Here is a 15,311-nt window from a genome sequence, read left to right as displayed (position 1 = left end):
CCTCCAGCGCCACGAGCGCCCCCGCCGAGCCGCCGAACACCCCGAGCGGCCCGCTCGCGCCCGGCAGCCGGTCGCGCAGCTCGGCCAGCGCCGCCGGGAACTCCCCCGCCGCCTGCTCGGTCACCGGCTCGAACACGTTCAGCACGGCGTCTTCGCTCGCCCGCCGGAAGACCTCGTCGTGCCCGCCTTCGGGCAGCCGCTTCCCGGAGAGCGGCAGGCCCAGGTACACCCGCCAAGCCCGCAGTCCGGCCATCGGCACGGCTTCGGCCATCGCCTGCTCGCTCGCCGGCACGTCCATCAGGTGCCAGCCCACGACCAGCGCCGCCGGTTCGTCCGGGTCCGACGGCGGCACCGCCACGAACGGCACCCCGGCCGCGATTCCCTCGATCATTTCGCGCTCCCTCGGTTTCGTTGTGCCCCAAGGAAACCGCGAGACGAGCGGCGGAGTCCAACAGCCTTTCGGGCCGCGACGACAACCGCTGGTTGTCACACAAAAAGCCGTGAAGGCCTCCTTACCGGCGTTTTCGACCGGTAAGGAGGCCTTCACGGACTTCCCGGGGACGTCAGCCGACGCCCAGGTAGGCCTCCTTGATGCTGTTGTCCGCGAGGAGCTCCTTGCCGGTACCGGATTTGGTGATCCGGCCGGTTTCGAGCACGTACGCGCGGTGGGCGCGGGACAGCGCCTGCTGCGCGTTCTGCTCCACCAGCAGCACCGTGGTGCCCTGCTTGTTGATCTCCGTGATGATCCGGAAGATCTGCTGGATGAACTGCGGGGCGAGCCCCATCGACGGCTCGTCCAGCAGCAGCAGCTTCGGCTTCGCCATCAGCGCGCGCCCGATGGCGAGCATCTGCTGCTCGCCGCCGGACATCGTGCCGCCCATCTGCGTCTTGCGCTCCGCCAGCCGCGGGAACAGCTCGAAGACCCGCTCCAGGTCCTCGGTCAGGTCCTTGCGGTCCTTGCGGGCGTAGGCGCCCATGTCGAGGTTCTCCATGACCGTCATGCCGGGGAAGATCCCGCGGCCTTCCGGTGCCTGCGAAATGCCGCGGACCACCCGGAGGTCGCCGCGCAGCTTGGAGATGTCCTCGCCGGCGAACGTGATCTTGCCCGACGAGATCGGCCGGATGCCCGAGATGGCCCGCATCGTCGTCGACTTGCCGGCGCCGTTGGCCCCGATCAGCGTGACGATCTCGCCTTCCTGAACCGAGATGGACAGCCCGGAGACCGCCTGGATCCGTCCGTAGTGGACGGACACGTCCGACAACTCAAGCAACGTCATCGTCAGGCACCCCCAGGTAGGCCGCGATCACCGCGGGGTTCTCGCGGATCTCGGCGGGCAGTCCTTCGGCGATCTTCTTGCCGAACTCCAGCACCACGATCCGGTCGGTCACGCCCATGACGAGCTTCATGTCGTGTTCGATGAGCAGCACGGTGTAGCCGTCGTCGCGGATGGTCCGGATCAGGCCCATCAGGTCTTCCTTCTCCGCCGGGTTGAAGCCCGCCGCGGGCTCGTCCAGGCAGAGCAGCTTCGGCTCGGTGGCCAGCGCCCGCGCGATCTCCAGGCGCCGCTGGTAGCCGTAGGGCAGGTTCTTCGCCCGGTCGGCCGCGCGGTCGGCGATGCCGACGAACTCCAGCAGGGCCATCGCCTTCTCGACGGCGGCCTTCTCCTCGCGGTGGTGCCGCGGGGAGCGGACCAGCGCGCCGAGCAGGCTGGTCTTGTGCCGCGCGTCGGTGCCGACGACGACGTTCTCCAGCGCGGTCATCTCGCTGAACAGGCGGATGTTCTGGAACGTCCGCGCGATGCCCAGCTGGGTGATGCCGTGCCGCGACGTCTTGCCCAGCGCCCGGCCCTCCAGCCGGACCTCGCCCGAGGTCGGCCGGTAGACGCCGGTCATCGCGTTGAAGCACGTCGTCTTGCCCGCGCCGTTCGGCCCGATCAGGCCGAGGATCTCGCCGCGGCGGATGCCGAAGTTGATCTGGTCGAGCGCGACGAGACCGCCGAAGCGCATCGTCACGTCGTCGACCTCGAGCAGCGTCTCGCCGACCTCGACCTCGATGTCGCGGTCCGGCGCGACGACCTCGGCGACCTCGGCGTCGTGCTCGGCCCGCTCTTCGGCCGTCATCTGCTGCAGTTCGGCGACGAGGCCGCCCTCCGCGACGACCTCGGGCCCGCCGTTCTGGGGCTCGGTCATGGCTTGCTCCCCGGGGTCGGTTCGGTCTGCAGCGCGCCGTCGCTGCTGATCTGCTCACCTCGGCCCAGCAGGCGCTGGTACGCCTGCCTGCCGTAGGCGAGCAGCCGCTGGCGCGCACCGAGCAGGCCCTGCGGCCGGAAGATCATCAGGATGATCAGCGCCAGGCCGAAGATCAGGTACTTGTACTCGGCGATCGCCTGGAAGCGCAGCGGGACGTAGGCGACGACGCAGGCACCGAGGAGGACGCCGACCTTGTTGCCCGAACCGCCGAGAATCACCGCGGCCAGGAACAGCATCGACGTGACGACGTCGAACTTCTGGTTGTTCACGAAGCCGAGCTGGCCGGCGTAGAGCGCGCCGGAGAGGCCGCCGATCGCCGCGCCGCTGATGAACGCCCAGATCTTGAACTTGAACGTCGGCACGCCCATGATCTCGGCCGCGTCCTCGTCGTCCCGGATGGCCACCCACGCGCGGCCGACGCGGCTGCGCTCCAGGTTCCCGACCAGGAACAGCACGGCGATGATCAGCGTGACGCACAGCCAGTACCACGGCGTGCCGTTCGAGTTGTTGAACAGCGCCGAGCCGTCGGCGTTGGTGCCCGGCGGGTGCCCGACCTCCTTGAAGCCGGAGTTGCCGCGCAGCGGGCCGACGTTGTCCGCGAGCAGGCGGACGATCTCGCCGAACCCGAGCGTCACGATCGCGAGGTAGTCCCCCCGCAGCCGCAGCGTCGGTGTCCCGAGGATCACGCCGAACACCATCGTCACGACCATGGCGATCGGCAGCACGACGAGGAACGGCAGGTGCGACAGCGACGAGTCGGGGCTGGTGAACAGCGCCATCACGTACGCGCCGATGGCGAAGAACCCGACGTAGCCGAGGTCCAGCAGGCCGGCCTGGCCGACCACGACGTTGAGGCCGATGGCGACCAGCGCGTAGCGGGCCACCTCGAACATCGCGATCGGGAAGTCGTACCCCGGCTGGGTGGTCAGGATCGGCGGGTTCAGCACCGGCAGGAAGTAGATCAGCACCACCAGCGGGATCAGGATGACCCACTGCTGGACGCGGCTCAGGTTGTTCCAGCGCTCGCGCAGCGAGTGCTTGCCGGGGCTCGCCACCGCCGGCTGGGTCGTGGTCGTCGTCATACCCGGGCCTTTCCGAGCGACTCACCGAGGATGCCGGTGGGCCGGATCATCAGGACCAGCACCAGCAGCACGAACGCGACGATGTCGCGCCACCCGCCGCCGAACAGCGACTGGCCGTAGTTCTCCGCGACGCCGAGCAGCAGGCCGCCCAGCAGCGCGCCGCGCAGGTTGCCGATACCGCCGAGCACCGCCGCGGTGAACGCCTTGATGCCGAGCAGGAAGCCGCCCTGGTACCAGGCGCCCTGCGGGATCTTCATCATGTAGAACAGCGCCGCCGCGCCGGCCAGCAGGCCGCCGATGAGGAACGTCAGCATGATGACGCGTTCCTTGTTGACGCCCATCAGCGTCGCGGTGTCCGGGTCCTGCGCCACGGCGCGGATGCCGCGCCCGAACTTCGTCTTGTTGACGAAGTAGTTGGCGCCCAGCATCAGCAGGATCGACGCGACGACCGTGATGATCGTGACGTTGGTGACGCTGCCGCCGAAGAGCGTGAAGACTTCCTGGTTGCGCATCAGGCGGATGCCCAGTTCGGGGTTGCCGCCGCGCCAGATGAAGATGAGCTGCTGCAGCACGAAGGACGCGCCGATCGCGGTGATCAGGAAGACCAGCTTGGGTGCCCCGCGTTTTCTCAGCGGCCGGTAGGCGACCCGTTCGAGGACCACCGCCGTGCCGCCGGAGATCGCCATCGACGCCAGCAACGCGAGGAGCAGGAAGCCGATCAGCTCGATCACGGTGAGCGTGGGCGTGTTACCGGGGCGGAACCCGAGGCCGTAGAAGGTGAACCACGTCGCGTAGACGCCGTAGATGAACACCTCGGAGTGGGCGAAGTTGATGAGCTTCAGGACGCCGTAGACGAGCGTGTAGCCCAGCGCCACGAGCGCGTAGATGCTGCCGTAGGCGAGCCCGTCGAACGTGTTGTTCCAGAACTGGTCGAGGAACGCGTCCACGTTGAACGTGATCCAGCTGTCGCTCTGCGCCAGAACGACCGAGGTCAAGTGATGAGTCAATGACACACTAGTTCTCCATGTGGGACCGGGGTGTTCGCCCGGCGGGATCCAGCCGCCGGGCGAACACCCCGGGAATCAGAACGGAAGCGTTGCGCTACTTGATCTCGGTGTTGCGGACGATCTTCCCGCCCTCGACCTTGTAGGTCCACACGGTCGTGCTGGACAGCTCGCCCTTGTCGTCCCACTTGAAGTGCTTCGTGATGCCCTGGCCGTCGTAGCTCTTGACGAAGTCCAGCAGGCCGGCGCGGTCCTTCTTGCCCGAGTCGATGCCCTTGAGCAGGATCGTCGCCAGGTCGTAGGCCTCGGGCGAGTAGGTGCCCGGGTCCTTGCCGACCGAGGCCTTGTAGGCGTCGGTGAACTTGGTGAACTGGTCCGCCGGGACGCACGGGCAGGTGAAGTACGCCTTCGAGGCCGCCTCGCCGGCGCCCTTGACGAACTCGTCGTCCTTGACGCCGTCCGGGCCGACGAACTTGGCCTCGACGCCCGCGTCGTTCAGCTGCTGCGCGAACGGAGCGGCTTCCTGGTAGTACCCGGAGTAGAACACCGCGTCCGGCTTCTCGCTCTTGATCTTGTTGACCACGGCCGAGAAGTCGGTCTGCTTGGTCTTGACGCTGTCCTGGCAGGTGCCCTTGTCGCCGAGCGCCTGGACGGTCGAAGCCGCGAGACCGGTGCCGTAGTCGGAGTCGTCCTTGATGACGCACACCTTGTTGGCCTTGAGCTCACCGGTCATGAACTTCGCGGCGGCCGGGCCCTGGGTGTTGTCGTTGCCCAGACCGCGGAAGAAGGTCTTCCAGCCGTTCTGGCTCAGGGTCGGGTTGGTCGCCGACGGGGTGACCGTGACCAGGCCCGCGCCGTTGAAGATGTTGCCCGCGGCCTTGGACTCGCCGGAGAACGGCAGGCCGACGACGCCGATGATGGCCGGCGTGTTGACGATCTGCGTCACGATGCCGGGCGCCTTGTCGGGCGTGCCCTCGGTGTCGAACTGCTCCAGCTTGACCTGGCAGCCCGGGTTCGCCTTGTTGTGCTGCTCCACGGCGAGCTTCGCGCCGTTCAGGATGTTGACGCCCAGCGCGGCGTTGGCGCCGTTGATGGTGCCCGCGTACGCGATGGAGGTCGGGGAACACTGGGCCTTGCCGTCACCGGCGGGGTCGGCCGCGTCGGCGGCGGCGGACGGCGCCGCGGCCTGGGACTGCGAGCTCGCGCTGCTGTTGCCCGAGCCGCTGTCGGTCCGTGCCGAACACGCACTGAGCGAAATGGCCCCGGCAGCGGCCAGCACGATGAACCGCGCAAGTCGTGCTTTCTGCACTCGTTCCTCCAAATGCCACCTGACCGCCCGGTAGGACGGCTGTCCCCATGTGGGACCTGACTGGCCGCTGAAAGTAGCCGCCCCGGGAGCCGTTGCACAGAGTCACACGTGCTCTTGTAGCCACATCGTGACGGTCGTCACGAGTATTAACGTATGATTTACACCCGCTCGTCGTAATCCGACCAGCAGGTGGTAACTCTCGGTGCTCAACAGCCCGCAGACTGCCCCTTGACGCCTGGTTCAAGGTGTGCAGAGTCTACGGAACACGAGTCGATCACCGCGCCCGGCCACGCCGGGAAGGTTCGCAAAGGTATCAACAGCGCCCTTTCGGGCACCCGGAGCGTCACGAAAAAGGGGTGCGCCCGGTTTCCCCGGGCACACCCCATCGTTCGGTGGTTCAGCTTCCGATGCTTTCCACGACGGCCTCGGCGACGGCCTTCATGGTGGTCCGGCGGTCCATGGCGGTCCGCTGGATCCACCGGAAGGCGTCGGGCTCGGTGAGCCCCTGGCGGCTCATGAGCAGCCCCTTGGCCCGGTCGATGACCTTGCGCGTCTCGAGCCGATCGGTCAGCCCGGCGACCTCGGCCTCGAGCGCCTGCAGCTCGGAGAACCGGCTGACGGCGAGCTCGATGGCGGGCACGAGATCCCGCTTCGCGAACGGCTTGACCAGGTACGCCATGGTCCCGGCGTCCCGCGCGCGTTCGACGAGGTCCCGCTGGCTGAAAGCGGTGAGGATGACAACCGGCGCGATCCGGTCCCCGGTGATCTTCGAAGCGGCCTCGATGCCGTCCAGCTTGGGCATCTTGACGTCGAGGATCACGAGATCGGGCTTGAGATCGGTGGCCAGCGCGATGGCCTGCTCCCCGTCCCCGGCTTCCCCGACGACTTCGTAGCCTTCTTCGCGCAGCATTTCGACGAGGTCCAGCCGGATGAGCGCCTCGTCCTCCGCGACGAGCACCCGACGCTGCGGCACGGTGGCGGCACCGTTGGCCTCGGTAGCCTGATCGGTCACCGGGGTCCTCCTGAAGACTCGGCGGGACAGTCGGTTTTCGCGGCTTCCCGCGAACCTGAAGCCTACCGGGAACGATCCAGTTCCCGAGATGGCCTTCACCACGAAGTGGCGCGCACGACACTCGCGGCCCCGGAGACAGCCAGGAGGCGGTGATCCCGTAGGGTTACCGCGTCGCGCCCCCGTAGCCCAACTGGCAGAGGCAACGGATTCAAAACCCGTCCAGTGTGAGTTCGAATCTCACCGGGGGCACGGAGATTTCCCAGGTCAGCGTCATATTTCCAGTCGAGGCAGCGACTCAGCGGACCATGTTTGCCCAGGTCAAGCCGTGTGAGTTCGAATCCCTCAGGGGTAGGACTGGTAGGGCCGGAAGAAGATCCCTGTCTGGGCGGCCATCTCACCATTCCTGACCTCGATCACCGGTCTCTGCGACAAGAACCACTGTCCCAACACTGACCGGGCGTTAAGGCCGAGACGCACAGGCTGGCTCTGGCTACGGCCTACCACTGCTGGCGATGCGCCCGCCCCGGCATCAACGGGCGGCACAGCATCACCACCAGCACCCGATGGTCCGGGGTGGGCCGATTCAGCCCAGGCGGTGATCGCTCGAAGCGCCGCAATACCGCCTTGGAAGCGATCACCCTGCTCGGCGTTCGACGTCACGCCTCGGGCGCGTGGCCGCAAGCGGCGGTCGGCCTCTCCGTCTCCAGCCGGCTTCCAGTTCCAGCTTCGGCCAGGCGACATCGTCACCGGCCCCGATCGTCCACCGCGTCAGCATCTCGATACGATCGTCGGGAAGGTGGCCCACTGGCCGTCGCCGCGCTCCAGGCCACCGGTAGTAGAGAAATCTCGCCAGTGGCGTGGACCACCGGCCTGATGGCCGTGCACCTCTCCTCGTCGAGGATGCTGTCCTGCTGGGTTCGAGCGATCAGAATCGGCATTCATCACCTGCTGCCCGAGCGTCAAAGCGCTCGGTCCAGGAGGTCGAAGCGCAATGCTTCTTGAGGAACGGCTCTATCATTCGTCAGCAGGCCGAAGGCATGTTCGCGCACGCCGTTCGGCAGCCACGCAGTCAGCGCCTTGGCCCGCCCTGGCTCGACCGTCGCTCCCGACCGCGACGGCTGTTGCGCAAGCAGGGTCCAGAGCGCCACCGCCGGTCCCGCGGGAATGCCGGACCGACGCGCGACGGCACAGGCCGCCGCCGCTATCTCCAACCCGGGGGCGTCGAGGTCGCCGAGGTAGTCCAGCCGGGTCACCGTGAACGGGAGGGCCGCCAAGGACTCCAGCGGCGCGGTGTTGCGGCCCTGGATCCACGCGACCGCCACCCACGGCGGCGCCGGGCGGGTGCGGAGGACACGGAGCAGGCTCCGGAAGGTGGCGTGGTTCTCGACGCAGACCACCGCCCCGGGTGATCCCACGGAAGCCGTCGCCGGTTCCCAGGTGAGCGGGGTTGCTACCCGGACGCACCGCAACAGGTCGAAAGTCAACCGGTCGGGCCGCCACAGCGTAGCCCCGCCCAACGGGGGCGTCGGGTCGAACGCCTTTTCCTTGCCCAGGAGCTCGTAGGCGCGTTCGGCCGCGGCTACGACCGGGGTCTTCCCGCCGTCGGTCCGCCGGAGCCAGTCGTTCGCGGCGAGGAGCACGGTCCGCTGGGTGCCGGTCAGCTCGAGCGCCGTCGCCCAGCCGGCGAGTTCGTGACGCAGCGGCACGCCGACCGGGCGCCGCCGGTCACCGTCCCGGGACAACCTGGCCAGCACGATCGACTTCGGCAGCACGCTTCGCCCTCGGCGTACCGTGGTCTTCGCGGGTGTCCACCGGCCTGCCAGCCTGCCTCGCTCGATCGTCGTGAGGATCAGCTGCGCAACCTCCGCCGGGTCCGCCTGGGGAACTAGGTTCGTCAACGCGGTGGCGAACGTATCGATGTCACGGCGCCCACCGGCATCGTCCGGGTCAAGTGCGCGAACCAGTGCATCGAGATCGACCGTCCTCATTCGCCGAGAACCTGCAGAACATCGTGCTGGATCAGAGTCAGGTCCGCGAGCTCGCGATCGCCGTCGTCCACGACGACGACCTTCTCGCCGGACGACGGTCGTGAGCGGCGGCCGAGGGTGATGATCCGGTCGAACATCGAGAGCGCTCCCTTGTCCTTGGGCGCCGCCGTGAAGACGAGTTGGAGGCCGAGCTTGTCCGCGGCGAGCCGCATCGTCCGGACGAACTGGTCCGCCGACGCCTGCCCGAACGGGTTGTCCAGCCACAGCCAGCCGATCGAGGCGTCGTTGCCGGCCGCCTTCACCCGAGCCATCGTCGCGTACAGCAGTACTCCGGCGGTCACCCGTTGCCCGCCCGAGAAGTTCTTCAGCTCGGCCACGTCGACCCGATCGAGGACGAGGTCCGTGTGCGGCTTCAGCAGGCGAACCCGGAACGGCGCGTCGACCAACGCCCGGGCAGCGGCGAACAACATCACCTGGGCATCCGAGCGACCGGCACCGGGCACCAGCAGAGCGTGCACCACGCGGGCCACCCGGTCGACCGAGACGGACTCGTCGGCCGGGACCGGCTCGTGTTCGATGACCGCGAACCGCTGTCCTGACCACTCTCCGAGGCCGTCGGGCAGGCGCGACTGGTTCTGGTAGTGACGGAGTTTTTCGATCGCGGTGGACGCCTGGATGTGCAGCATCCGGGCACAGGTGCGGACGCGGTCGTCGTGCTGGTCGAGATCGTCGCGCAGGGTCGCCACCCGTTGTTCGAGCTGGCCCGCGACGCGCTCCGCGTCGACGGCGAGGTTCCGGTCCGCCCGCAGCCGCACGATCAGGTCGGCCAGCCGAGGGTCCTTACCATCCTCGACCGCCCGCGCGTCCTTGCCGTTAGCGAGGGCGCGCACCTTGCCAACCAGATCACCGGCCGCCGCTGCCTTGTCGTTCACGGCTTCTTCCGCCTGCCTCAGCTCCTCGGCGGCTTTGGCCAGCTGCCCGGTCAGCTCGTCGACGTCGTCGAAAACGCGGCCGGTCGCGTCATCGGCCGCGAGATGGCGCAGCGGCCGCGCCGACACGTCGATCAACTGGCTTGCCACCTCGGCTCTTTCCACTTCGCCCTTGGCTTCGGCCACTAGGCGCTCTTCCGCGGCGCGCTTTTCGAGGTACTCGACGGCCAAGTCGTCGAGCAGGCGAGCCTGGCGATCGGCCTCTTGCGGTGAAGTGACCAGGACCGTCGCAGGAAACCCGTCGAAGTCCGCCGAAGTTCGGTCCGCACGATCTTCGATGTGCGTGCGATGGACGGCACGAGCGGACTCGGCTGCCGCCTCGGCCTTCGCGAGCGCCTGCCCAGCGTCGACGCTGCGGGTTTCCGCGGTCCGGATCGACTCGGTGAGCGCGACCGAGTGCCGGGCACCGTCGCTCAGCGCGTACTCCTCCGCGAGTGCACGCCGGTCGGGGTCCGCACCGATCCGGGCACCCGCTTCAGCGAGCTCGGCCCGGACTCGGTCGATTTCTTTGTGCAGCTCGGGATCGAGGGCCGCTTCCGTCATGGCTTCCCGCACACTGTTGAGTCGGGCCCGCAAGCCGCTTTCTTCTTCTGTCGTGACCGGCCCGTCGGTGGTGGGCGCGAGACCGGCGGTCCGCAACGCTTCCCCGGCGTCGTCGCGAGCGCGGATCTGCTCGGCCAGCCGGGTTTTCGCATCGTCGATCCGCTCGGTGAGTTCTTCCTTGACACCCGCCAGCTCTTCGAGGCGCTCGTCCAGCGAAGCGATCGTCTCCCGAAGGCCGGGGAGTTCGCCGCGAATCGCCTCGATCGTCGAAGCCGCAGCGATCACCGGGACCAGCAGCCGGCGCAGCTCGGCCGCCGCGTCGATCGCCTCCCGCGCCCGCTTCGCCCTGGCCAGTTGACCCTTCTCCTGTTCCCCCAGGCTGCCCAGCCGAGCCTGGACGGCCTCGGCGTTCCGATCCGCTTCGCCCTCGCGCTGCCGCGCGGCCTCGCGGCTGCGGTTCAGCTCGGCCCGCGGGTCTTCGGGAAAATCGTCCCAAAACCGGCGGCAGGACGCCAGTGTGGCGCGAATCGCCTGCCCACGCGTGGTGGCATCCGCCAGATCTCCGTCCGCGCGATCGGCCACGTCCCGGGCCGCGGCGACGACCCCGGCCGCGGCTTCCCGGTCGAAGGCGCCGGCGGGCGGAAGCAGGATTCGCGCTTCCGTACCACCGTCGCCTTCCCCTGTCGCCGCGGCGGCCGGGTCGGTCACCGCCCCCACCCACAGCGCGGTGTCGAGCTCCAAGTCTTCGAGCACGTCGAGGACGTCGGCCACCAGCCGGGGCTCGGCGACGACGACACCGGACGCGATGTCGGGCCGTGCGCGTGCGAAGGACGCGGCGACCTCCGCGTTCATGGTGTCGGCAATCCACCGCCAGCCGGACCAGGCCGGGATTTCTCGGTCCTCGCACCGGCGAACCGCGCGTTCGACCGTCTCCGCAGGTGGCAGCAGGCCGTCCGCCCCGATCGAATCGATGGTGCGCCGGGCGCGCTGGAGAAGGGTACGGGCCGCGTCGGCGTTCTGGTCCGCCCGAACGGACCGGGTGTTCAGCGTGTCGGTGAGGAACGACCGGCCACCCCACAGATCGACTTCCGAACTCCCCACGGCGTCGAGAAGTTGTTCGTCTGCAAGCAATTGCGTCACGCGGCGGTCGACGGCCGCGACGGTGTCGCCGAACCGAAGGCCCTCGTCCCGAGCTTCCCGGCCACGACGTTGCGCGGCTGCGAGCGTGTCCTTCGCAGCACCGGTTTCCGTCCGGATCCGGTCGAGTTCGCCCTCCGCGGCTTCACCTTCGGTCCGGGCCACGGCGATCTCCTCGGCGAGCGCCGCGTCCCGTCGCGCCGGGTCGTCGCCTTCCCGCAGCAGTTCCGCATCGATCGCGTCGGCGAGCGTCGTCTCGGCTGTAGTCCGGTTCCGCTCGTGCTGGCGCACCTGTTCGGCGGCAGCGCCCCTCTTGCGCTGGCAGTCCCGTTCCTCTCGGTCGGCGCCCGCCAGCTCGCGTCTTGCGGTCTGGAGCGTGCCGTCCGCGGCCCGACGTGCGCTCTCCGCGTCGTCCCGCCGATGGGTGAGCAGACGGGCGAGATCGTGGCGGAGCCTGCGTTCTTGCCGCTGGAGTTCGTCGGTGGCCTTCTCGGCGGCTTCCTGGCGCTCTTCGAGACCGGCGAGACGACCACTCAGGCTCTTGGCCAAGACCACGTCGGCGACGATCCGCCAAGCGTCGAGCTCACCGACAGCGTTCCGGTGGTCCTCACGCCGCTGCTCGGCGATATTCTCAGCTTCCCGTACGCGCAATTCTGCCGCGCGAAGTTCCATCCGGAGCCGATGCCCCTGGGCCCGCCGGGCCGCCGATCCGGCGTCTTTGCGAGCCTGGTCGTGGTGGTCGTACCGCAGCTGCGCGGTCCGTCCCCGCTCGCGCACCGCCGCCGCCGTCGCATCGGCATGCGCCACGGCAGAGATCGCCTGGAGCCGGGCGGCTGCGGCCGCCCGTTTCGCCTCGCCGACCTGTTCATGAGCGACCGCCAGGTCGAGCAATGGCTCGACGAGCTTCTGCCACAGGTTCAGTTCTTCTTCCCAGAGCGGGCGTTTGGCCGCGTTTTGCCGCAACGTGTCGATGCTGTCGGTGATCTGTTCGACGGTCGACGTCGGCATGGTCGCCCCGATCAGCCACTGGACGAACGCGTCGGAATCGGTGAACCGCATGACCCGGTCGACGCCACCCTCCGCGGCGTTCATCACCGCCTGGAACCGGACCTGGTCGAGGTCGACCCCGACCGCGTCGAGCCACCTCCGCCAGTTTCTCTGGTGGTCAGACGGCGGGTGTGGCGGTGCTGCGCCACCGGGTGGCAGCACGGCGCGAACACCGTCCACGAACTGCGCTTGGGTGGCCCACCTGCCGATGTCGGTCCGGAACGGCAGGTCGTCGATCGTGGGACCGTGCTCACCAGTGAACCAGCCGTAGAACACCCTGTGGAGACGGGACGGGTTTTCCAGGTCTTGGGTGCCCCCGCCCGGCCAGCCTGCGACCATGCCGAGGACGACCCGTTGCACCTCGCCGTCGACGATCCGGCTGGCCTGCTCGACCACATGGCAGACGTCGCGCGACCGGACCAGTTTCGCTAGCGAGCGGTCCGAGTCGCCGCGGATGAAGTCCCGGCTGTCCGGCAGGTATAACGAATACCGCAAAGCGGTGATCATCGTCTTGCCGGTGCCGTTGTCCGCCCACAAGGCCGCGTGCGCGGTGGGGTCGAGCGGCTCCGACCATGTGAGGTCCAGTGCTTCCAACCGGGACTCGGCCAGGCCCGCGCCGGCCAGGAAGGTCCGCTCGAGACGCCACCCCAGATGCATCAGGTCTCCTCCTCGCCGAGCGCCGACGAACCCGTGTTCACGATCGTCTGCCACGCCAACGGTCCGCCGCCCGCGGCAACATGTGCCCGGAAACGGTCGGTGGATCGCCACACCTGCAGGTCGGGGCGGGGTCGCGGGATCGTCCGGTCCGGCACCACCAGCCCGAACGCGGAGAGCATCACGAGCACCTCCTCGCACATCTTCACCGTGCAGCCTCGCTTGAGCTGACCGGTGTTCTTCGTGACGGCGATCTGTTTGCGATGGACGCTGTACTCCTCCCACGCCGGCCCGAGGCCGGCGGGCAGTTCGGCCTCTCCCGCTTCGACTGCGGCGGCATGCTCCCGGATCAGCCGGTCGACGTCGACGGCCGTGACGCGCCGGGTGCCGGGCTCCCGGACCGCACGCGCGGTCGGGTAGCACCAGGCCGCGACCCCACCCAGCGCGACGCCGTAAACCATGCGGTCGCCAGCACCGGTGATCCGGAGCCACGGCGCCGTGTCGGCAACCGCCAGCGGCGAGTCGATCTCAGCGGTGAGGACGAGCCCGGTCGCACGGTCCGCGCTGAGCGTGCGCAACCCGAGGCCGGCCGCCGTCTCCTCGAACGCCGTCCGCAGCTCGGGATCGGTGGTGTAGCGGTCGAGCAGCCGGTTGTAGGTGTCGTGCCGGCCGGGTGTCAGCGTGTGGTCGAGCGCGTACTTCAGAAGCAGGCCGACGTCACGGGCGACTTCTCGATCAGTCATCCGATCCCCTCCGGTGCAAGAGCAGATCGGGGAATTCGAGGTCGGGCGCGGATGCCCGGGTTTCGTCGTCCACCGCCCACCACTTGTCCGGCCTGTCGGGCACGCCGTCGGGCCGCCACAACATCATGGCGTCCAGCGCGAGCAGCAACCGCAACCGAAGCCGCGCGGTGTGCACGCCACCGGCCAGGGCCGCCAGTTCGGTCACCGTACGCATCCCGGGCTGCTCGAACAGCAGATCGGCATCAGCGAGCAGATCCGACAGCCGCGCCTTCATTCCCGGAGCGATCCGGCGTCCGCGCAAGGCGTCCGCGACGTTGTGGAACTGCTCCGGGAACTGTTCGTAGACACCATCGTTGTCTTCGAGCGGCTCGGTCGCCACCTTGCGCCCGGGGACGTCGAGCACCTGCCGTGGTGGCGCCACCAGTCGGTTCGCCAATGCGGCGAAGTTCAACAGCCGCGCGGGTGCTGCCGGCCCCGTGTCGGCGCCGGAGGGCAGCTGTCCGCCGGAGAGCAGCGCCGACAGCACGTCCGCGGTGGGGTCGATCTCGGTCGCCGGCACGGCCGTGAAGGCCTGCGCGGCCTGGGCATCCCGCCAGCGCGGGGTCGCACCGATGACGTCCGTGTGGAGTTCAGCGAGGGTTTCGATGGCCTCGCCGAGCCGAGCGAGGGCAACCGTGAGCTGCCGGACCGCATCGGGGTTCTGCTCCTCGGAGGCGTCAGAGCGAAGGCCTTCCAGATGGCGCAGGAGGGTGCCGTCTACCTGGATCCGCCGTTCCAGGTGCTTGGACGCCTTGCCCAGTTCGGGCCGCAGCGTCGTCAGGTAGTCGACCCGGCTGACGTCACGTTCCGCTTCGATGATCATGCGGCGCACGTTCGCCGAGTACGTCCGGGAAAGCGTCAAGGCGTCGTCGGCCGATTCGATCGCCGCGCCGAGCCGGCCGCTGTCGGCCTGTGCCCGCATGACCGCGATGACTGCCTCGTGCTCGTCCTCCAGCGAACGGTTCGTCGCGATCAGCAGCAGCGAGACCGCCGTGTGGTCGACGTTGACCTGCAGGGAAACCCCATCCCCGGCCAGCGTCTCGTAGAGCACGCGGACCTGGTGGCTCACGCGCGCCCACCCTGCGTCGGCGTCGGCATAGTCGACCCTGAAGTACGGGGACGGTTCGTCGTGCCGCAGCAGGTGGTCGAGCACGAACCGTGCGACGTGCTCGTGTTCGGCGACCGGCCGCCAAGGTGCCATCATCGCCGCGCCCCGGGTCATCTCGTCTAGCACCGCTTCGCGCGGGGCACCGAGGTTGCCGTCGAGACCGGACGACAGCGCAATGGTATCCACGCTCAGCTGGATGAGGGCGACGAAGTCATAGGCGGCCCAGTCGACGTCCGACGGGTTACGCGCCCGGTTGAGGTGCACTTCGAAGATCGGGGACAAATGCGCCAAGGTGCGCCGGCGGCGAACTGCGCTGCCGGTCAGCGACAGGTTGGCTGTCACCGCCGCCCTCCCGGGAGGATCATCCCCCGGCAAGCGGGCCGAACTTCGGTCATACCGCGTAGCC

Annotated in this window: 10 protein-coding genes, 1 tRNA gene and 1 pseudogene; 1 reads left to right on the top strand and 11 read right to left on the bottom strand. The window is 68.7% G+C overall.

Annotated elements, in window-relative coordinates:
* From G3I65_RS26615 to G3I65_RS26585, 7 genes and pseudogenes are all read right to left on the bottom strand, one after another.
* Window positions 1-391 (bottom strand): annotated as a pseudogene (locus G3I65_RS26615) (alpha/beta hydrolase); the annotation flags it as partial.
* A gap of 172 nt (window positions 392-563) precedes the next feature.
* Window positions 564-1,277 carry an ABC transporter ATP-binding protein gene (locus G3I65_RS26610; RefSeq protein ID WP_160698529.1) on the bottom strand — a complete coding sequence of 238 codons (714 nt, stop codon included), beginning with the start codon at window positions 1,275-1,277 and terminating at the stop codon, window positions 564-566.
* Window positions 1,264-2,190, bottom strand: a complete 927-nt coding sequence (locus G3I65_RS26605; protein WP_160698528.1) for an ABC transporter ATP-binding protein — start codon at window positions 2,188-2,190, stop codon at window positions 1,264-1,266. Before G3I65_RS26605 ends, G3I65_RS26610 begins: the two co-directional genes overlap by 14 nt.
* Window positions 2,187-3,332, bottom strand: a complete 1,146-nt coding sequence (locus G3I65_RS26600; protein ID WP_160698527.1) for a branched-chain amino acid ABC transporter permease — start codon at window positions 3,330-3,332, stop codon at window positions 2,187-2,189. The genes G3I65_RS26605 and G3I65_RS26600 overlap by 4 nt, the downstream gene beginning before the upstream one ends.
* Window positions 3,329-4,327 carry a branched-chain amino acid ABC transporter permease gene (locus G3I65_RS26595; RefSeq protein WP_203612515.1) on the bottom strand — a complete coding sequence of 333 codons (999 nt, stop codon included), beginning with the start codon at window positions 4,325-4,327 and terminating at the stop codon, window positions 3,329-3,331. Before G3I65_RS26595 ends, G3I65_RS26600 begins: the two co-directional genes overlap by 4 nt.
* Before the next feature lie 106 nt (window positions 4,328-4,433).
* Complete coding sequence (locus G3I65_RS26590) at window positions 4,434-5,615, bottom strand: branched-chain amino acid ABC transporter substrate-binding protein (RefSeq protein WP_160698533.1); 1,182 nt, start codon at window positions 5,613-5,615, stop codon at window positions 4,434-4,436.
* Window positions 5,616-6,042: 427 nt separating this feature from the next.
* Window positions 6,043-6,657, bottom strand: a complete 615-nt coding sequence (locus G3I65_RS26585; RefSeq protein ID WP_020646628.1) for an ANTAR domain-containing response regulator — start codon at window positions 6,655-6,657, stop codon at window positions 6,043-6,045.
* A 175-nt stretch (window positions 6,658-6,832) separates the two neighbouring features.
* On the opposite strand from G3I65_RS26585, the gene G3I65_RS26580 reads away from it, so the two are divergent.
* Window positions 6,833-6,906 (top strand) — tRNA-Leu (locus tag G3I65_RS26580).
* 710 nt (window positions 6,907-7,616) lie between these two features.
* Here the strand turns inward: G3I65_RS26580 and G3I65_RS26575 are convergent.
* The 4 genes from G3I65_RS26575 to G3I65_RS26560 all read right to left on the bottom strand — a co-directional run bounded on the left by G3I65_RS26575 (window position 7,617) and on the right by G3I65_RS26560 (window position 15,247).
* Window positions 7,617-8,555 (bottom strand): hypothetical protein, encoded by a 939-nt coding sequence (locus tag G3I65_RS26575; protein ID WP_160698526.1) that lies wholly within the window; start codon window positions 8,553-8,555, stop codon window positions 7,617-7,619.
* A gap of 86 nt (window positions 8,556-8,641) precedes the next feature.
* Window positions 8,642-13,018 carry a hypothetical protein gene (locus G3I65_RS26570; protein WP_160698525.1) on the bottom strand — a complete coding sequence of 1,459 codons (4,377 nt, stop codon included), beginning with the start codon at window positions 13,016-13,018 and terminating at the stop codon, window positions 8,642-8,644.
* Window positions 13,018-13,758 (bottom strand): hypothetical protein, encoded by a 741-nt coding sequence (locus G3I65_RS26565; protein WP_160698524.1) that lies wholly within the window; start codon window positions 13,756-13,758, stop codon window positions 13,018-13,020. Before G3I65_RS26565 ends, G3I65_RS26570 begins: the two co-directional genes overlap by 1 nt.
* Window positions 13,751-15,247 (bottom strand): hypothetical protein, encoded by a 1,497-nt coding sequence (locus G3I65_RS26560; RefSeq protein WP_160698523.1) that lies wholly within the window; start codon window positions 15,245-15,247, stop codon window positions 13,751-13,753. Before G3I65_RS26560 ends, G3I65_RS26565 begins: the two co-directional genes overlap by 8 nt.
* Window positions 15,248-15,311: the final 64 nt, after the last annotated feature.

It is taken from the genome of Amycolatopsis sp. SID8362 (genome assembly GCF_010550475.1).
GTDB classification, from domain to species: domain Bacteria; phylum Actinomycetota; class Actinomycetes; order Mycobacteriales; family Pseudonocardiaceae; genus Amycolatopsis; species Amycolatopsis eburnea.
The sequence above is the reverse complement of the archived record's forward strand: the minus strand, read 5'-3'. Positions and strand labels throughout refer to the sequence as shown.